Origin of the sequence: Pseudomonas synxantha, from assembly GCF_900105675.1 — a bacterium.
GTDB classification, from domain to species: Bacteria; Pseudomonadota; Gammaproteobacteria; order Pseudomonadales; family Pseudomonadaceae; genus Aquipseudomonas; species Aquipseudomonas synxantha.
The window spans coordinates 6,624,637-6,644,342 of sequence record NZ_LT629786.1 but is presented as its reverse complement, the minus strand read 5'-3'; the positions used below and the strand labels follow the sequence as shown (position 1 = coordinate 6,644,342).

Below are 19,706 nucleotides of genomic sequence, written 5' to 3'. Positions count from 1 at the left end.
TTTCTGGCTTTTAATGTGGGAGGGGGCAAGCCCCCTCCCACATTTTTGCTGTGTGCTTTATTCGTGGTATTGCGCCGACAGTTCATGCACCGCACGCAGGAATGCACCCGCATGTTCCGGATTCACTTCCGGCGTGATGCCATGGCCGAGGTTGAACACGTGACCGGTGCCCTTGCCATAGCTGGCCAGGATGCGCCCGACTTCGGTGCGGATCGCTTCAGGGTTAGCGTACAGCACGGTCGGGTCCATGTTGCCTTGCAGTGCAACCTGGCTGCCAACGCGGCGGCGGGCTTCGCCGATATCGCAGGTCCAGTCCAGGCCCAGGGCATCGGCACCGGCGTCTGCGATGCTTTCCAGCCACAGGCCGCCGCCCTTGGTGAACATGATCACCGGCACCTTGCGGCCTTCGTGTTCGCGGATCAGGCCGCTGACGATCTTGCGCATGTAAGCCAGGGAGAATTCCTGGTACGCCGCCGCCGACAGGTTGCCACCCCAGGTATCGAAGATCTGCACCGCTTGGGCGCCGGCCATGATCTGGCCGTTGAGGTACGAGGTGACCGACTGCGCGAGCTTGTCCAGCAGCAGGTGCATGGCTTGCGGGTTGTCGTAGAGCATGGCCTTGGTCTTGCGGAAGTCTTTCGACGAGCCGCCTTCGACCATGTAGGTGGCCAGGGTCCAGGGGCTACCGGAGAAGCCGATCAGCGGCACGCGGCCGTTCAGCTCGCGGCGGATGGTGCTGACCGCATCCATCACATAGCCGAGGTCTTTGTGCGGATCAGGAATCGGCAGGGCTTCGATATCGGCCAGGGTGCTGACGACTTTCCTGAAGCGCGGGCCTTCGCCGGTTTCGAAATACAGGCCCTGGCCCATGGCGTCGGGGATGGTGAGGATGTCGGAAAAGAGGATGGCCGCGTCCAGTTGTGGGTAGCGATCCAGCGGCTGCATCGTGACTTCACAGGCGAACGCAGGATTCATGCACAGGCTCATGAAGTCGCCGGCGTGGGCGCGACTGGCGCGGTATTCCGGCAGGTAGCGACCGGCTTGACGCATCATCCACACGGGGGTGACGTCTACAGGTTGCTTGAGCAGGGCACGAAGGAAACGGTCGTTCTTGAGGGCAGTCATGTCGGCATCCGCAAAAAAAGTGCGGGCATTTTCTCAGAGCGCGACGCAAAAGGCACGGAATGCGCCGTGCCTTTTGTCTATCGGGTCAATTTGTCGCGGTAGCTTGCACAGAGCGCAAAACAAATGTGGGAGGGGGCTTGCTCCCGATTGCGGTGCGTCAGTCAATGAATCTGGTGACTGATACACCGCTATCGGGGGCAAGTCGAATCGTCGCACCGCCCCTCCCACAGTTTGATCCCATTTCAATTCAGGATCGGGGTCAGACTTGCAGGTAGTCCAGGATGCCTTCGGCGGCGTTGCGGCCTTCGAAAATCGCTGTCACTACCAGGTCAGACCCTCGCACCATATCGCCACCGGCGAAGATTTTCGGGTTGCTGGTCTGGTGCTTGTACTGGCCTTGTTCCGGGGCGACGACGCGGCCCTGGCTGTCGGTCTGGATCTCGAACTGCTCGAACCATGGCGCCGGGCTTGGGCGGAAGCCGAAAGCGATGACCACGGCGTCGGCCGGGATGATCTCTTCGGAGCCCGGGATCGGCTCAGGGCTGCGACGGCCACGGGCATCCGGCTCGCCGAGACGGGTCTCGACCACCTTCACGCCTTCGACACGGTCTTCACCGACGATGGCAATCGGCTGGCGGTTGTAGAGGAATTTCACTCCTTCTTCCTTGGCGTTCTTCACCTCTTTGCGCGAGCCGGGCATGTTGGCCTCGTCACGGCGATAGGCACAGGTCACCGACTTGGCGCCCTGGCGGATCGACGTACGGTTGCAGTCCATCGCGGTGTCGCCACCGCCAAGCACCACGACCTTCTTGCCTTTCATGTCGACGAAATCTTCCGGCGACTTTTCAAAGCCCAGGTTGCGGTTGACGTTGGCGATCAGGAAGTCGAGCGCGTCATATACGCCCGGCAGGTCTTCACCGGCGAAGCCGCCCTTCATGTAAGTGTAGGTGCCCATGCCCATGAACACCGCATCGTATTCGGCGAGCAGTTGCTCCATGGTGATGTCTTTGCCGACTTCGGTATTGAGCCGGAACTCGATACCCATACCGGTGAAGACTTCACGACGGTGACTCAGTACGGTTTTTTCCAGCTTGAACTCGGGAATACCGAAGGTCAGCAGGCCACCGATTTCCGGGTTCTTGTCGAAGACCACCGGGGTCACGCCACCACGCACCAATACGTCGGCACAGCCCAGGCCCGCCGGGCCCGCGCCGATGATCGCAACGCGCTTGCCGGTCGGCTTGACCTTGGACATGTCCGGGCGCCAGCCCATGGCGAACGCAGTATCGGTGATGTACTTCTCCACCGAACCGATGGTCACCGCGCCGAAGCCGTCGTTGAGGGTGCACGCCCCCTCGCACAGACGGTCCTGCGGGCACACCCGGCCGCAGACTTCCGGCAGGGTATTGGTCTGGTGCGACAGCTCGGCGGCAGCGAGGATGTTGCCCTCGGCCACCAGCTTGAGCCAGTTGGGAATGAAGTTGTGCACCGGGCACTTCCACTCGCAATACGGGTTACCGCACCCCAGGCAGCGGTGAGCCTGGTCGGCCGATTGCTGGGGTTTGAACGGTTCGTAGATTTCCACGAACTCTTTCTTGCGTTGACGCAACAGTTTCTTCTTCGGATCTTTGCGCCCGACATCGATGAACTGGAAGTCGTTATTCAGACGTTCAGCCATGTTAAAACCTCATCAAACTGTTCAGGCGCATATCACTGCGGGTTGGCACGGATGCTGGAGAGCAAGGATTTCAGGTTGGCAGCCTTGGGCTTGACCAGCCAGAAACGACGCAGGTAATCATCGAGGTTCTCGGCGAGTTCACGACCCCATTCGCTGCCGGTTTCCTCGACGTACTCATCCAGCACGTGCTGCAAGTGGTTCCGGTAGGACTCCATGGCTTCACCGCTGATCCGCTGGATCTCGACCAACTCGTGGTTGACCTTGTCGACGAAGGTGTTGTCCTGGTCGAGCACGTAGGCGAAACCGCCGGTCATGCCCGAACCGAAGTTGTAACCGGTCTTGCCCAGTACCGCGACAAAGCCGCCGGTCATGTACTCGCAGCAGTGATCGCCAGTGCCTTCCACCACGGTGTGGGCACCGGAGTTACGCACGGCGAAGCGCTCACCGGCGGTGCCGGCGGCGAACAGCTTACCTCCGGTGGCGCCGTACAAGCAGGTGTTGCCGATAATGGCACTGTCCTGGGTCTTGTAGACGCTGCCGGCCGGCGGAACGATGACCAGCTTGCCACCGGTCATGCCCTTGCCCACGTAGTCGTTGGCGTCGCCTTCCAGGTACATGTGCAGGCCGCCGGCGTTCCACACGCCGAAGCTCTGGCCCGCCGTGCCTTTGAAGCGGAAGGTGATCGGCGCTTTCGCCATGCCTTGGTTACCGTGCTTGCGCGCGATTTCGCCGGAGATGCGTGCGCCGATGGACCGGTCGCAGTTGCAGATATCCAGGGCAAATTCGCCACCACTGGCGTCATTGATCGCACTGCCCGCCATGTCGACCATCTTCTCGGCCAACAGGCCTTTGTCGAACGGCGGGTTGCGGTCCACCTGGCAGAATTGTGGCTTGTCTGCCGGAATGTGATCGCTGCCCAACAGCGGCGTCAGGTCCAGGTGTTGTTGCTTGGCGGTCTGGCCTTCGAGGATATCCAGCAGGTCGGTACGCCCGATCAGCTCTTCGAGGGAACGCACGCCCAGCTTGGCCAGCCACTCACGGGTTTCTTCGGCGACGTAGGTGAAGAAGTTCACCACCATGTCGACGGTGCCGATGTAGTGATCCTTGCGCAGCTTCTCGTTCTGGGTCGCTACGCCAGTGGCGCAGTTATTCAGGTGGCAGATGCGCAAATACTTGCAGCCCAGGGCGATCATTGGCGCGGTGCCGAAGCCGAAGCTTTCGGCGCCGAGGATCGCCGCCTTGATCACGTCGAGGCCAGTTTTAAGGCCGCCGTCGGTCTGTACCCGCACTTTGCCGCGCAGGTCGTTGCCACGCAGGGTCTGGTGGGTTTCGGCCAGGCCGAGTTCCCATGGCGCGCCGGCGTACTTGATGGAGGTCAGCGGCGAAGCGCCGGTACCGCCGTCGTAGCCGGAGATAGTGATCAGGTCGGCATAGGCCTTGGCCACGCCGGCAGCAATGGTACCGACGCCAGCTTCCGCCACCAGCTTCACCGAGACCAGGGCCTGCGGGTTGACTTGTTTCAAGTCGAAAATCAGCTGCGACAAGTCTTCGATTGAATAGATGTCGTGGTGCGGCGGTGGAGAGATCAGCGTCACGCCCGGCACCGCATAACGCAGCTTGGCGATCAGACCGTTGACCTTGCCGCCTGGCAACTGGCCGCCTTCACCAGGCTTGGCGCCCTGGGCCACCTTGATCTGCAGCACTTCGGCGTTGACCAGGTATTCCGGGGTAACGCCGAAACGGCCAGTGGCGACCTGTTTTATTTTTGAGCTCTTGATGGTGCCGTAGCGCGCCGGATCTTCGCCGCCTTCACCGGAGTTGGAACGCGCACCCAGGCGGTTCATGGCCTCGGCCAGCGCCTCGTGGGCCTCGGGCGACAAGGCACCCAGGGAAATACCGGCAGAGTCGAAGCGCTTGAGGATCGATTCCAGCGGCTCGACTTCGCTGATGTCCATCGGCGTGTCCAACGTCTTCACCTTGAACAGGTCGCGGATCATCGATACCGGGCGGTTATCCACCAGGCTCGTGTATTCCTTGAACTTGGCGTAGTCGCCCTGCTGCACGGCGGCTTGCAAAGTGCTGACCACGTCCGGGTTGTAGGCGTGGTATTCGCCACCGTGCACAAACTTGAGCAAGCCACCTTGCTGGATCGGCTTGCGTGCACTCCAGGCCTCCAACGCCAAGGCTTTCTGCTCGGCTTCGAGGTCGACGAAACGTGCGCCCTTGATGCGGCTCGGCACACCACGAAAGCTCAGCTCGCAGACTTCTTCTGACAGGCCAATGGCTTCGAACAGTTGCGCGCCACGGTACGAGGTGACTGTGGAGATGCCCATCTTCGACAGGATCTTCAGCAGGCCTTTGGTGATGCCTTTACGGTAGTTCTTGAACACCTCATAGAGATCGCCCAGGACTTCACCGGTACGGATCAGGTCGCCGAGCACTTCGTACGCCAGGAACGGATACACCGCCGACGCGCCGAAACCGATCAGCACTGCAAAGTGATGCGGATCGCGGGCGGTAGCGGTCTCAACGAGGATGTTGGAGTCGCAACGCAGGCCCTTTTCGGTCAGACGGTGGTGCACCGCGCCGGTGGCGAGCGAAGCATGGATCGGCAGCTTGCCTGGTGCGATATGGCGGTCGGTCAGCACGATCTGGGTACGCCCGGCGCGCACGGCTTCTTCGGCCTGATCGGCGACGTTACGCACCGCAGCTTCAAGGCCGAGGCTTTCGTCGTAGTTCAGGTCAATGATCTGGCGGTCGAAACCTGGACGCTCCAGGGTCATCAGCGAGCGCCATTTGGCCGGGGAGATGACCGGCGAGCTGAGGATCACGCGGGAAGCGTGCTCAGGCGACTCCTGGAAGATGTTGCGCTCGGCACCGAGGCACACTTCCAAGGACATCACGATGGCTTCGCGCAGCGGGTCGATCGGCGGGTTGGTGACCTGGGCGAACTGCTGGCGGAAATAGTCATACGGGGTGCGCACGCGCTGGGACAGCACGGCCATCGGCGTGTCGTCGCCCATGGAGCCGACGGCCTCGTAGCCTTGTTCGCCAAGCGGACGCAGCACCTGGTCGCGCTCTTCGAACGTGACCTGGTACATCTTCATGTACTGCTTGAGCTGGTCGATGTCGTAGAAAGCCGAACCGTGGTCGTTGTCTTCCATGGTCGCCTGGATGCGCAGGGCGTTCTTGCGCAGCCATTGCTTGTACGGGTGACGAGACTTCAAGCGGTTGTCGATGGCGTCGGTGTCGAGGATCTGCCCGGTCTCGGTGTCCACGGCCAGGATCTGGCCCGGGCCGACGCGGCCTTTGGCGATCACATCTTCCGGCTTGTAGTTCCACACGCCGATTTCCGACGCCAGGGTGATGAAGCCGTTGGTGGTGGTAACCCAACGTGCCGGGCGCAGGCCGTTACGGTCGAGCAGGCACACCGCGTAGCGACCGTCGGTCATGACCACGCCGGCCGGGCCGTCCCAGGGTTCCATGTGCATCGAGTTGTATTCGTAGAACGCCCGCAGGTCCGGGTCCATGGTCTCGACGTTCTGCCACGCAGGCGGAATGATCATACGCACGCCACGGAACAGGTCGATACCACCGGTGACCATCAGTTCGAGCATGTTGTCCATGCTGGAGGAGTCGGAACCCACGCGGTTGACCAGCGGGCCAAGCTCTTCCAGGTCCATCAGATCGTTGGCGAACTTGGTGCGACGGGCCACGGCCCAGTTGCGGTTGCCGGTGATGGTGTTGATCTCGCCGTTGTGGGCGAGGAAGCGGAACGGCTGAGCCAACGGCCATTTCGGCAGGGTGTTGGTGGAGAAGCGCTGGTGGAACACGCAGATCGCGGTTTGCAGGCGCTCATCGCTGAGGTCCGGATAAAAGGCGGTGAGATCCGCCGGCATCATCAGGCCTTTGTAAATGATGGTCTTGTGGGAAAAGCTGCAGATGTAGTGATCGGTATCGGCAGCATTGAGCACCGACGAACGGCGACGCGAAGTGAACAGCTTGATCGCCATGTCCTGATCGCTCAGGCCGTCGCCTGCTATGAACACTTGTTCGATCTGTGGCAGACGTTCCAGGGCAAGGCGGCCGAGCACGCTGGTGTCGATTGGCACTTTGCGCCAGCCGACCAGTTGCAGGCCGGCGGCGGCGATTTCGCGGTTCATGTTCTCGCGAGCGGCTTCGGCCTTGACCGGGTCCTGGTTGAAAAACACCATGCCCACGGCGTACTGCTTGGGCAGGTCGGCGGCGAAATGCTCTTTGGCGACAGCGCGCAGGAATTGGTCGGGTTTTTGAATCAGCAAGCCACAACCGTCACCGGTCTTGCCGTCGGCGTTGATCCCACCGCGGTGGGTCATGCAGGTCAGGGCCTCGATGGCCGTTTGCAAAAGGGTATGACTGGGCTCGCCCTGCATATGGGCTATCAGGCCGAAACCGCAGTTATCCTTGAATTCATCGGGTTGGTACAGACCTGCTTTCATAGACACTTTCTCACCAGGCTGCCTCTTATACCGAGGCAAATTTCTTTTCAATTCAACCGGTTACCTTCCACGTCGAACGTACGCCGACTTAGCGGGGGCAAAAGGGAGGTCATTGTACACACCGACACAGACGCCCACAAATTTAGCGACGAAATGTCGCAAATCTATGTCGCATTTATGAAAGGTTTAAAGCGATATGCTGTGCTAGTCAAAACTTTTTTAATTCTGACCGCTACGACTCAAAAGCCACTGTGACGCAGACACCACAAAGCGCGCGGCCTGGAGGGGCTGCACGCCTTGCGATCTTTTTTGAGGTGCCGGGAGGGCGGCCTGGGTAAGGCCGCCGGATCTTCAGCGAGTTGTTGCCAGTTCTTGTTGAACGCTGGCAACAGTGCGAGGCCAAGGTTTACCAGCCTGGACCTTCGCTGGCAAGGCTTTGATGGCCGAATCAGCTGCGGCGCGGCTTGGGAAGCTGCCATAGGTGATCACGTAGAGAGGCTTGCCGTTGAGCACTTTCTTGAAATAACGGTACTGGCCGCCCTGCTCTTTGACGAACGCCTGGGCGTTGGCCTCGGAGCTGGTGCCGAGGATTTGCACCACGAAGTTGCCGGTAGGCTGGCTGCTGTACCAGCTGCTGCCGGCGGCGCCGGCCTTGGCCACGGTGGCCGCGGGTTTTTCAGCAGGCTTGGCCGCAGGTGCGGGTGCCGGCTTGGCAACTGGGGCTGCGGGCTTGGCTGTCGCAACCGTCGGCGCCGGAGTCGGCTTGGCAACTGGCGCTACCGGCGCGGCAGGCGCTACCGGGGTTGCTGGCGTGCCAGCCGGTACGCCGGCAGGCGGCGCGGTGGTGGTCACGGTCGGCGGCGTGGCACTAGAGCCTTCCACCGGCACACCATCGTCGCCTTCGGAAATGCCACCGGCTTCTTCGGCGAGCGGGCCACGCATTACAGGCTGACCAACCATCGGCAGGTTGGTCGGTTGGCCGGAGTTGGCGAACTCGACGTTTGGCGTGGGCTTACCCAGTGGCAACTGCGCCTGCTCAGTTGGCGCGCCGGTCGTTGTCGGTGCTTTATTGCGACCCGGGATCAACCAGGCGGCGGCAACAGCGACCACGACAACGGCGGAAATAGCCAATACGTGCTTCTTAGGCATAGTGAACCCCATCTTTGGACGCTTGACCGCTGAGCGGCTGGCAATCATGGCTTCGATCATTGCATCGCGGGCAACCTGGTTGATGTTGCCAGGCCAGCCATCGGAGCTTTCGTGAATATCAGAGATCTGCGCAGCGGAGAAAAGTTCGATACCCGCCCCGGCGCCTTCAAGGCGTTGAGCCAGGTATTCGCGGGTTTCTTCCTCTTCGTAGGGCTGCAGCTCAATGACGTGGAACAGTTCCTGATCACCGCTGATCTGCTCCAGATCGGCGATCAACGACGACTCGCCAAACAGGAACACATGCGGGCGACCTTCCGGCGTGCCCGCAGCAAGCGCCAGCAGCGCTTCGAGGGCAGATTCGTCAAGCTGCTCGGCGTCGTCCACCAGCAGATAGACTTCCTGGCCGGTCAGGCCCAGTTGCACCACCTGCTTGAGAATCGCGTTTGGCTCGGCATTGGCCACGTCCAGCGCCTGGGCCACCTGGCGCAGCACGCCTGCAGCATCGCCGGCGCCACGGGCCGAGACCACCACACTCTGCACCGATTGCTTGTTAGTGCTGGCGACCAGCGCCTGGCGCAGCAAGGTCTTGCCGCTGCCCAGCGGGCCGGTGACCACCAGCAGCAGCTGGCTGTAGCGTGCCAGGTGGTGCAGTTGCCCCAGCACGGGCTTGCGCTGGGCCGGGAAGAATTTGAAGCCAGGCACCCGTGGAGCGAAAGGGTCATGGCTCAAGTGATAATGGCCGAGGAACGCCTCGTCGGCATGCAAACTAGTCATCGGGATCTTATTAACCTTTAAGCTGGGCCAGGGCGCGGTAATCCGCTCCCAGCGTGGCCTGTAAAATCTCTTTCGGATAATCGTCGGTCACCACTGCCTCGCCCATGTGGCGCAACAGCACCAGTCGCAGTCGACCGTCGATCACTTTCTTGTCTATTGCCATATGTTCGAGGAAATCGGCCTCGGTCATCTCCGTCGGCGGGATGACCGGCAAACCGGCTCGCTGGAACAGGCGGATGCCACGATCGCGCTCCTGGGCGCTGATCCAGCCCAGGCGCTGCGACATTTCCAATGCCATCACAGTGCCAGCCGCTACGGCTTCCCCATGCAACCACACACCATAGCCCATGTGCGTTTCGATCGCATGGCCGAAGGTATGGCCCAGGTTCAGGGTGGCGCGTACGCCAGACTCCCGTTCGTCGGCATTCACCACCAGCGCCTTGGCGGCGCAGGAGCGGGAAATCGCTTCGGTCAGGGCCACCTGGTCGAGTGCGCGCAGGGCATCAACGTGTTCTTCGAGCCAGGTCAGGAAGGGCTCGTCGCAGATCAGCCCGTACTTGATGACTTCCGCCAGGCCCGCCGACAGCTCCCGCGGCGGCAAGGTGTTGAGGGTGGTGGTATCGATCAGCACGGCTTGGGGCTGGTAGAAAGCACCGACCATGTTCTTGCCCAGCGGATGGTTGATACCGGTCTTGCCGCCCACCGACGAATCGACCTGGGACAACAGGGTGGTCGGCACCTGGATAAAGTCCACGCCGCGCTGGTAACAGGCCGCGGCAAAACCGGCCATGTCGCCGATCACACCGCCGCCCAGGGCGACCACGGTAGTTCGACGGTCATGACGCGCAGTCAGCAGGCCATCAAAAATCAGTTGCAGGGTTTCCCAGTTCTTGTGGGCTTCGCCGTCAGGCAACACCACAGAGATCACCGAATACGCCACAAGGCTGCGGCTCAGACGCTCAAGATACAACGGCGCGACCGTTTCGTTGGAGATGATCGCCACCTGCCGACCGGCAATATGCGGTGCAAGCAGCTCGGGCCGGTCCAAAAGACCTTCGCCAATGTGGATCGGGTAGCTGCGCTCGCCTAGATCGACCTTAAGTGTCTGCATGTGTCCCCGCGTTGAAGATATATTGACGACCGGCAGCGCCGTGACCCGACACCACTTGATAGCTCTACGCCACACCTCGCAAGGTTATGGCGCGCCGCCGAGAATAGCGCATTTCGGGCCAGGCTTTAACGGGGTGGCAGCCGCTGCAGGCGCTCAAGAATATCGAGCACCACCATTCGCGGTGGCCGTTCATCGGTTTCCACCACCAGATCGGCGATTTCCCGATACAGCGGATCGCGTAGTGCAAGCAGGTCCCGCAAGGTTTTCGCCGGGTCAGCAGTGCGCAGCAACGGGCGATTGCGATCACGGGCGGTGCGGCCTACCTGCTGCTCGACCGACGCATGCAAATACACCACCCGACCACCGGCATGCAGCGCACGACGGTTTTCATCGCGCATCACTGCGCCACCGCCGGTCGCCAACACCACGCCGTCGCAGCCGCACAGCTCGGCAATCATCGCCTGCTCACGGTCGCGAAAACCCAGCTCGCCTTCCTTATCGAAGATCCATGGGATATTGGCACCCGTGCGCAATTCAATTTCCTTATCGGAGTCTTTGAATGGCAGGCGCAGCTCTTTGGCCAGCAAACGGCCGATGGTGCTCTTTCCAGCCCCCATCGGTCCTACAAGAATCAAATTTCGCACAGAATCAACGACTCACAGCAATCGCCTGGTTATTCATAATACGCGGAGTCAGGAATACCAGCAGCTCGGATTTTTTCTCCGCCACCACATCGCGTCGGAAAAGGCGGCCAAGATACGGTACATCGCCCAAAAATGGCACTTTATCTACCACTTTGCTTTGGGTATTGGAGAAAACCCCGCCGATGACAATAGTCTCGCCATCCCGAACCAGCACCTTGGCGTTGACTTCGTTTTTCTTGATCGGCGGCACGTCATTGAGCCGGTTCAGGTAGTCGGGCTCGTCCTTGGTGACCTTGACCGCCATGATCACATGGTCATCGGGGGTGATTTGCGGCGTGACCTCCAGTGAAAGGGACGCTTCCTTGAAGGACACCGAGGTAGCGCCCTGGGAGGTGGACTCCTGGTAGGGAATCTCGGTGCCTTTGAGTATGCGCGCAGTCTCTTTATCGGACGTGACAACCTTGGGCTGCGAAACGATTTCGCCGTTGCCGCTTTTCTCCATCGCCGTCAGTTCGAGATCCAGCAACAGGTTGTCGGTGATGTAGGCGATACCCAGCCCCGACGTACCGGTCAGCGACCCCAGGTCGACGAAGGGTGAACTGGGCGGGCTTTGCGGGGGCTCGGCGCCGTCCGCCAGGGGCTTGGAAATACCTCCGGCGCCCCAGTTGCCGCGGCTGAGCCGCCCACCCCAGCGCACGCCCAGGCTTTTGTCGTAGTCGACATTGGCCTCGACGATCCGCGCCTCGATCATCACCTGGCGTACCGGAATATCCAACTGCGCCACGATGCGCCGCAGCTCTTCCAGCCGTTCGCCGGTCTGGTAGGCGATGATGTTGTTGGTGCGGTCATCCACCGCCACCGAGCCGCGTTCATCCGTGGCGCCCTCAAAACCGGTCACCGACTGGAACAGCTTGGCCAGGTCCGCAGCCTTGGCGTAATTGACCTGCAATAACTCCCGACGCAACGGTGCCAGCTCGGCCATCTGCTTGCGCGACTCCAGCACCAGCAGTTCGCGAGCGGCCAATTCATCGGCGGGCGCCACCAGCAACACGCCGGCCTTCACCCGTTTGTCCAGGCCCTTGGTTTGCAGCACCAGATCCAGCGCCTGGTCCCAGGGCACGTCCTTGAGCCGCAGGGTGATCGAGCCCTGCACCTCGTCGCTGGTCACCAGGTTGAGCCCGGCGACATCGGCGATTTGCTGCAATACCGCCCGCAGGTCGATGTCCTGAAAATTGAGGGTCAATTTTTCGCCCGTATAGCTGACCGGCAAGGCACTGTCAGGCGGCGGCAGGCGGATCAGGTCCGGGCGATTGGGCACAGCGGCAGCCATCGGTGCCGTGAACGCTATCCATAGCGCCACACCGAAGGACGAGAAAGTCCTTTTCATTGTTTGATTCCGTTATGAGTTGACGTTCAGCACCAGGGTTCGCGGGCGTTCCAGCCATGCGCCCTGGTCATCGGGGAACAGCTCGACCAGTTCGATATAACCGTCTTGGATGGCCGTGACCTGGCCATGGTCCGGCCCAAGGTAATCACCGACCGCCAGGCGATGCACCAATGATCCCGCACGCAGCAAGGCGAAAGCCTGCACGCCATTGGACAGTGTGCCGACCATTTCGAACTGATCGATGGTCATGCCCTCCAGCAGCCCCCGTGGCCGGGTGAGATCCGGCGAAAGCGCCGGCCGACCGGGCACGCGGGCGGCCTGCAAGGTGGGCGACAGGAACGGATCGCGCAGGGTTGAAGGGTCATAGACAAATCGCGGGCCCGACTCGAACGTCTGGCGGGCCTTGCCGCTTGGCGTGGCGCCCCGATAGGTCTTGGCCAACATATCGAGACGCAGCAAGGCGCCCTCAGGCCGAAGCGTGACATCCTGCACGGTGATGACCCGAAGCAGCCCACCCAAGGCACTGACGAACGCCGCCAGGTCGTGGTAGGCCCCGATCGCGCCCATCTGCATAGGTTGTTCGGTGTAGAGCTGCCGAGGCTCCTCATCCAGCACCCTAATGCCCTCGACCCATACACCATTGGCAACCGCCAACCGGGCAACATCTTCGAGCAAGGCAGGCACTTCGGACTCTGCGGGCAACTGCCGCAGAAGGCTCACGACCTTATCCTCCATCACGCGCAAATGATCGGCACGCGCCTCCAGACTGGTAGCCAATCCTGTTTTTTCTGCAAGCTGCTGTTGCAGTGCATGCCCCCGAACCTCGAGCGCCTGCAGCTGCTCCCGCGACGGGCCCAGGTACAAAGCCTCACCCACCAGCAGCACCAGGCCGGCCAGCGCAAAGCCGAGCAGGATCCGGCAGGGCAAGGGCCATTTGGCAGCGTTGTGGGAAAGCGTGGAAACGTCGAGCCTGGGCAGGCTCATGGTTGCGCCTCGACGGTTTCCCCCTGGCGCACCATTAGCTGAAATTCACTTTCGCCGCGCTCGCCTTCGGCCTGCACGCGCTGCAGACGAGTCGCGTGAGCCCCTTGCGTGGCCTCGAGCCGACGCATCAGCTGGGCGATATCCTGGTGGCTTTCAGCACTGCCGCGGATGCTGATGGTATCGCCGTTCGCCACCACCTCATGCAGATGTACGCCCTCGGGCACTGCGCGAGCCAACTGATCGAACAGCCGGGCACCGGAAGAACGGGCGTCGTGCAGATCCTGCACAACCTTCATGCGTTCGGCCAACTGCTGGCTGCGCTCCTGCAGGTCGTCAATGGTCCTGATCCGTGAATCCTGTACGGCAATGTCCTCACCCAGGCGATTGTTGCGACTTACCTGCCGATCTATCGCCTGGTCGATCACCTGATCAGCCAACCAGACTGCAGCCAGTGCCAGGCAGGCAAACGCCAGCATCAGCATCAGGAAATATCTACGCCTGCGTTCCGCCAGCGCCTGGCGCCAAGGCAAAAGATTGATTCGTATCATCCAGCGAAACTCCTCAGGGCCAACCCGCAAGCCACTCCCATCTCCTGGGCATCCACGGCCCATTGTGCGCCATCGACTCGATGAGCCGGCGCGAAGCTGGCAAAATCCTGACGGCAAGCGCGCTCCAATGCAAACTCTTCCACATCTACCACCTGCAGCACCAGCCCCGCCAGAGCCAAAACCGCTTCACGCGCCTCGACTTGCTCGCGCAGGCACGCTGCCAACATCACTTCGACCCATTGCTCCCCCTGGGCCGACGGGCTCCGGACCTGAAAATCGATGGCCACTTCATCCAATGGATAGGGAATAAACTGGTCGGCTTCCATCTGGATCTTCCAGGCCATTTCCTCGTCGCTGAGGCCTGCATCCATTTCGATCAACCGCGTGATAACCGAAGGGCCCGCCACCGCCACGGCGGCGCTCCGGGCTGAGGGCCGCAGGCGCGATAATGCCTGCTGCAATGCCCGCCCCACGCCTTCGACGTCCAACAGGGCACCATCGACCACCGCATGGGTCGGCAGCGCCTGGGTCACGTAGCCCTGGACGCTGAAAACGCCCGCTGAACGGCCCAGCTCGATCAACCTGATGCTGCTGTCATTGATATCGACCCCCAGGACGGTGTCGACTTTTCGCCTGAAAAATCCCTTTTCCATAAAACTCCCCAAAACTTTCCCTGTCATACCGGCTGTCGTATCGTCTGATTGCTGCCAGGCACCTTGCATCCGGTCGGCTTGTTCAAGGCACGCGAATGACGCCCCAAGCTGAAAAATGCTTTAATGCCCAGCGTTTTTTCCCGCTTTTTATCTGCTGCCCGGGTCGATCCATCGTTAGCCATGCATGCCCCGACGCGTAACTCATTCTTTTCTCTGGAAATCCAAAAGCCTTGATTCGTCTGCTGAAGTTTTTCGGGTACTCCATTGTCGCCATCGTCTGCGGGCTGCTGCTCGTACTCAGCGGGGCCTACCTCTACCTTAGTCCGGGTTTGCCTTCCGTAGAGGCCCTCAGAAGTATCCAGTTGCAGATTCCTTTGCGGGTTTACAGCAGCGACGAAAAACTGATCGCGGAGTTCGGCGAAATGCGCCGTACACCGATCCGTTTCGCCGATATTCCGCCCAATTTCATCAGCGCCTTGCTGTCTGCCGAAGACGACAATTTCGCCAACCACTACGGTGTCGACCCCAGCAGCCTGGTGCGTGCGGCCACGCAGCTGGTAAAAAGCGGACACATTCAATCCGGCGGCAGCACCATTACCATGCAGGTGGCGAAGAACTTCTTCCTTACCAGCGAGCGCAGTTTTTCCCGCAAGGCCACCGAGATCCTGCTGGCACTGCAGATCGAACGTCAGCTGACCAAGGACGAAATCCTCGAGCTGTATGTCAACAAGATCTACCTGGGCAACCGCGCCTACGGCATCGAGGCCGCCTCCCAGGTCTACTATGGCAAGTCGATTCGTGACGCCAGCCTGGCGCAGATGGCCATGATTGCCGGCCTGCCCAAGGCCCCATCGCGCTTTAACCCGCTGGCCAACCCGGCGCGCAGCAAAGAGCGGCGCGACTGGATCCTGGGGCGCATGTACAAGCTGGGCAAGATAGACCAGGCCGCCTACGAAAGCGCTGTAGCCGAGCCACTGAACGCCAGTTATCACGTGCCGACGCCGGAAGTGAATGCGCCGTATATCGCCGAAATGGCGCGTGCCGAGATGGTTGGCCGCTATGGCAGCGACGCCTATACCGAAGGCTTCCGAGTGACCACGACGGTTCCAAGCAACTTGCAGGAAATCGCCAACAACTCGGTGCATGAAGGCCTGATCACCTATGACCAGCGCCACGGCTACCGCGGTCCGGAATCGCGCCTGCCCGGCAAGACCCTGAGCGCGTGGACCACCGAATTGAGCAAGCAGCGCTCCATCAGCGGCCTGGACCCGGCCATCGTCACCCAGGTGACAAAAGACGGCATCCAGGTGCTGACCCGTACCGGCGAAGCGCATGTGGCGTGGGACAGCATGAAGTGGGCGCGACCATTCCTGAATACCAACAGCATGGGGCCGATGCCCAAGCAGCCGTCCGACGTGGCCCAGGTGGGCGATTTGATCCGCGTGCAACGCCAGAAGGATGACAGCCTCAAGTTCAGCCAGGTGCCGGTCGCCCAAGGCGCCCTGGTGTCCCTGGACCCGCAGAACGGTGCGATCCGTGCACTGGTCGGCGGTTTTGCCTTCGAGCAGAGCAACTACAACCGCGCCACCCAGGCCAAGCGCCAGCCGGGTTCGAGCTTCAAGCCATTCGTCTACAGCGCCGCGCTGGACAACGGCTACACCGCCGCCAGCCTGGTCAACGACGCGCCGATCGTGTTTGTCGATGAATACCTGGACAAGGTCTGGCGCCCGAAGAATGACACCAACACCTTCCTCGGCCCGATCCGTATCCGCGAAGCGCTGTACAAGTCGCGCAACCTGGTGTCGATTCGCCTGTTGCAGGCAATGGGCGTGGGCAAGACCATCGACTACATGACGCGCTTTGGCTTCGCCAAGTCCGACCTGCCGCCAAACCTGTCCCTGGCCCTGGGCACCGCGACTCTCACGCCGATGGAGATCGCCACCGGCTGGAGTACCTTTGCCAACGGCGGCTACAAGATCACGCCGTACCTGATCGACAAGATCGAGAGCCGCAATGGCGACATGCTGTTTACCGCCAACCCACCGCGGGTGCCGGGTGACGTGGTCAATGGCGTGGCAGCGACCGATGGCCTTGCGGCACCGAGTAATGGCGGCATCACCATTGAGCCAACCCCAGGCACGACGCCTGCGGCAACCGCCCCCGCGACCACCGAACCGCAAGCCCCGGCAGTCGCCGAGCGCATCGTGGATGGCCGTACCACCTATATTCTCAACAGCATCCTGCAAGACGTGATCAAGAAGGGCACCGGCCGCCGCGCACTGGCCCTGGGCCGCGCAGATATTGCCGGCAAGACCGGTACTACCAACGAATCCAAGGACGCCTGGTTCTCTGGCTATAACGGCGACTACGTGACCACTGTGTGGACCGGTTACGACCAGCCTGAAAGCCTGGGCCGCCGCGAGTTTGGCGGCACCGTCGCCCTGCCGATCTGGATGAGTTACATGGGCGCCGCGCTGAAGGACAAGCCACTGCACACCCAGCCCGAACCGGAAGGCATCCTCAGCCTGCGCATCGACCCGGTGAGTGGCCGCGCCGCGTCGCCAAGCACGCCGAATGCCTACTTCGAGCTGTTCAAAAGCGAAGACACGCCGCCGTCGGTCAACGAGCTGGGCAACGGGGTTGTACCAGGCAGCCCGCTGCCGGCGGATGAAGGCGCGCCGATCGATTTGTTCTGACCCGATCCAAGACGCAACATAGATCCAAATGTGGGAGGGGGCTTGCTCCCGATGGCGGACTGTCAGTCAATGAATATGGCGACTGATACACCGCCATCGGGAGCAAGCCCCCTCCCACATTTGACCTCTATAGGCTTCAAGAGAATTGCCATAAAAAAAGCCCCGACTCATTCGAGCCGGGGCTTTTTGTTGGTGCGCTACAACAGCTTAGCCGTTGAACACATCATCCACGCTTTGCAGCGGGTAGTTCTTAGGATACGGCAGCGTCGCCACGCCGGTCTCGATGGCAGCCTTGGCCACGGCATCGGAGATCAGGGTGATCAGGCGCTTATCCATTGGCTTCGGAATGATGTACTCACGACCGAATTCCAGCTTGGCACCACCGTAGGCGTCGCAGACGTCCTGAGGCACTGGCAGCTTGGCCAGTTCACGCAGGGCGTTGGCGGCGGCCACTTTCATTTCTTCGTTGATGCGCTTGGCGCGTACGTCCAGGGCACCACGGAAGATGAACGGGAAGCCCAGGACGTTGTTGACCTGGTTCGGGTAGTCCGAACGACCGGTGGCCATGATCACGTCGCTGCGGGTGGCGTGGGCCAGCTCTGGCGAGATTTCCGGATCCGGGTTGGAGCAGGCGAACACGATCGGGTTCGGTGCCATGGACTTCAGGCCTTCGGCGCTCAGCAGGTTCGGGCCAGACAGGCCGACGAACACGTCGGCACCGTCGAGGGCGTCAGCCAGGGTGCGCTTGGAGGACGGATGGGCAAACATCGCCTTGTACTGGTTCAGGTCGGTACGCTCGGACTGGATCACGCCCTTGCTGTCGACCATGTAGATGTTTTCCAGCTTGGCGCCCATGCTGATGATCAGCTTCATGCAGGAAATGGCCGCAGCGCCGGCGCCCAGGCAGACGATCTTCGCCTCGCCCAGGGTTTTGCCAGCGATTTCCAGGGCGTTGATCATGCCGGCTGCGGTAACGATGGCGGTGCCGTGCTGGTCATCGTGGAATACCGGAATGTCGCACTGCTCGATCAGGGCCTTTTCGATCTCGAAGCACTCAGGTGCCTTGATGTCTTCCAGGTTGATGCCACCAAAGGTGATGGAAATACGCTTGACCGTGTCGATGAAAGCCTGCGGGCTCTCGGAATCGACTTCGATGTCGAAAACGTCGATGCCGGCAAAGCGCTTGAACAGCACGCCTTTACCTTCCATGACTGGCTTGGACGCCAATGGACCGAGGTTACCCAGGCCAAGGATCGCGGTGCCATCGGAAATCACTGCAACCAGGTTGCCCTTGCCGGTGTACTTGTACGCCAGTTCTGGGTCACGGGCGATTTCACGTACGGGCTCGGCAACACCAGGGCTGTAGGCCAGCGACAGGTCGCGAGCAGTGGCAGTGGCTTTGGTGAGCTCTACACTCAGCTTTCCTGGACGAGGATGGGCATGGTATTCGAGAGCGGCAGTTTTCAAATCAGACATATCGGCATTCCGCTTTTACTGTTGGTCGACGGACCGCCGAGGATACGCGTGTCGTAAAGTCCCTACAAGACTGGGCAGTCACAGGTGTCAAGGGCCCTGGGCTACGACTTTTGGCCAAGAGCCACGGGATACAAGGGCTCAACTGTTCACAATCGAAATAAAAAATGTCTACAATTTTTTATTCAAGACGCTGATTTCAGCATGCTGGGGTCGGTCAGTGGCAACAGCCAGCGTGACTGGCCTTTTTTCAGGCCGCCGCGTCGGGAGCGATCCTGCACCCAGCCACGCGCCTCGATGGTGCGGCCTTGCAGACCATTGAGCAGGGTCGCGTCGAAACGACTGGTCAGATTGGGTGCAATGCGTAATACCAGTGAACCCTGCAACTCAATCCAGATTCCGCCGCGATTGCGCTCGATCTTGCTGACCCGGCCAGTGACCAGGGCAAACCCGGACTGCTTGAGTTGCGCCACGGTCTGCACCGGCGATTGGCGCCACAGGCCGAGCCGCGCTTGGCGGGCGCTGTTTTCGGCGGCCTGCTGGCAGGCGACCAAGTCCACATTCGGCGCCACGCCCACCTGAAAACCCAGGCCCTCGGCCAACAATTGCGCCTCCAGGTTCTCACCGTTGGCGCCGTAAAGGTGGGCCAGGGTACGACCGTAGTGATCCCTGCCCTCGCGCCCCGGCACCAGACCGACACGCCCATCACTGGCCTGTACCAGGGCCTGTAGACGCTGGCGGGCGGCGACGGCAAATGGCTCGTCAGTGCGACCCTTCCTGCCGGTTTCCGGCGCATTGAGGCCGATCATGCGCACGCTGCGGCCATCCTTGAGGCGCACGGTGTCGCCGTCCACCACCCGCTGCACCTGGACATGCGCCACAGAGGCCGGTGCGGGGCAGAATGCTTCGGCCCGGACGGTCGCCAGCCAAATCCCAGGCACAAAAAAGGCGCCCACAAGGGACGCCTTTTTCAACAGCTGGCAAAAGCCCATAAGGCTCTTGAACC

At 61.2% G+C, this 19,706-nt stretch carries 12 protein-coding genes and 1 pseudogene; 1 reads left to right on the top strand and 12 read right to left on the bottom strand.

The annotated features are described in order from the left end of the window. Positions 1 to 57: 57 nt before the first annotated feature. The 10 genes and pseudogenes from hemE to pilM form a co-directional block, all read right to left on the bottom strand. On the bottom strand, positions 58 to 1,125 hold the full coding sequence (gene hemE, locus BLU48_RS30735; protein ID WP_057023501.1) for a uroporphyrinogen decarboxylase: 1,068 nt from the start codon (positions 1,123 to 1,125) through the stop codon (positions 58 to 60). Positions 1,126 to 1,384: 259 nt separating this feature from the next. Beyond that, positions 1,385 to 2,803, bottom strand: a complete 1,419-nt coding sequence (locus BLU48_RS30730; RefSeq protein ID WP_057023502.1) for an FAD-dependent oxidoreductase — start codon at positions 2,801 to 2,803, stop codon at positions 1,385 to 1,387. A 32-nt stretch (positions 2,804 to 2,835) separates the two neighbouring features. Continuing rightward, positions 2,836 to 7,281 carry a glutamate synthase large subunit gene (gene gltB / locus BLU48_RS30725; RefSeq protein WP_057023503.1) on the bottom strand — a complete coding sequence of 1,482 codons (4,446 nt, stop codon included), beginning with the start codon at positions 7,279 to 7,281 and terminating at the stop codon, positions 2,836 to 2,838. Between the two features lie 351 nt (positions 7,282 to 7,632). Then, positions 7,633 to 9,204, bottom strand: a complete 1,572-nt coding sequence (locus BLU48_RS30715) for an SPOR domain-containing protein (protein WP_057023504.1) — start codon at positions 9,202 to 9,204, stop codon at positions 7,633 to 7,635. A 10-nt stretch (positions 9,205 to 9,214) separates the two neighbouring features. Further along, positions 9,215 to 10,315, bottom strand: coding sequence for a 3-dehydroquinate synthase (gene aroB / locus BLU48_RS30710; protein WP_057023505.1), 1,101 nt, complete (start codon positions 10,313 to 10,315; stop codon positions 9,215 to 9,217). 125 nt (positions 10,316 to 10,440) lie between these two features. Continuing rightward, entirely contained in the window at positions 10,441 to 10,959 is a 519-nt protein-coding gene (gene aroK / locus BLU48_RS30705; protein WP_003187914.1) for a shikimate kinase AroK, read from the bottom strand. 4 nt (positions 10,960 to 10,963) lie between these two features. Beyond that, a pseudogene (locus BLU48_RS30700) lies at positions 10,964 to 12,220 on the bottom strand (type IV pilus secretin PilQ); the annotation flags it as partial. A 138-nt stretch (positions 12,221 to 12,358) separates the two neighbouring features. After that, positions 12,359 to 13,330 carry a pilus assembly protein PilP gene (locus BLU48_RS30695; protein WP_057023507.1) on the bottom strand — a complete coding sequence of 324 codons (972 nt, stop codon included), beginning with the start codon at positions 13,328 to 13,330 and terminating at the stop codon, positions 12,359 to 12,361. After that, positions 13,327 to 13,878: a PilN domain-containing protein gene (locus BLU48_RS30690; protein WP_057023508.1), complete on the bottom strand. Its 552-nt coding sequence runs from the start codon at positions 13,876 to 13,878 to the stop codon at positions 13,327 to 13,329. Before BLU48_RS30690 ends, BLU48_RS30695 begins: the two co-directional genes overlap by 4 nt. Then, entirely contained in the window at positions 13,875 to 14,531 is a 657-nt protein-coding gene (gene pilM, locus BLU48_RS30685; protein WP_057023509.1) for a type IV pilus assembly protein PilM, read from the bottom strand. The genes BLU48_RS30690 and pilM overlap by 4 nt, the downstream gene beginning before the upstream one ends. A 233-nt stretch (positions 14,532 to 14,764) precedes the next feature. On the opposite strand from pilM, the gene BLU48_RS30680 reads away from it, so the two are divergent. Beyond that, positions 14,765 to 17,227 (top strand): penicillin-binding protein 1A, encoded by a 2,463-nt coding sequence (locus BLU48_RS30680; RefSeq protein WP_370881246.1) that lies wholly within the window; start codon positions 14,765 to 14,767, stop codon positions 17,225 to 17,227. 207 nt (positions 17,228 to 17,434) lie between these two features. Here the strand turns inward: BLU48_RS30680 and BLU48_RS30675 are convergent, their stop codons facing one another. Both BLU48_RS30675 and BLU48_RS30670 read right to left on the bottom strand, forming a co-directional pair. Further along, positions 17,435 to 18,703, bottom strand: coding sequence for a malic enzyme-like NAD(P)-binding protein (locus BLU48_RS30675; protein ID WP_005784034.1), 1,269 nt, complete (start codon positions 18,701 to 18,703; stop codon positions 17,435 to 17,437). 182 nt (positions 18,704 to 18,885) lie between these two features. After that, positions 18,886 to 19,692 (bottom strand): thermonuclease family protein, encoded by an 807-nt coding sequence (locus tag BLU48_RS30670; protein ID WP_057023510.1) that lies wholly within the window; start codon positions 19,690 to 19,692, stop codon positions 18,886 to 18,888. Between the last annotated feature and the right edge of the window lie 14 nt (positions 19,693 to 19,706).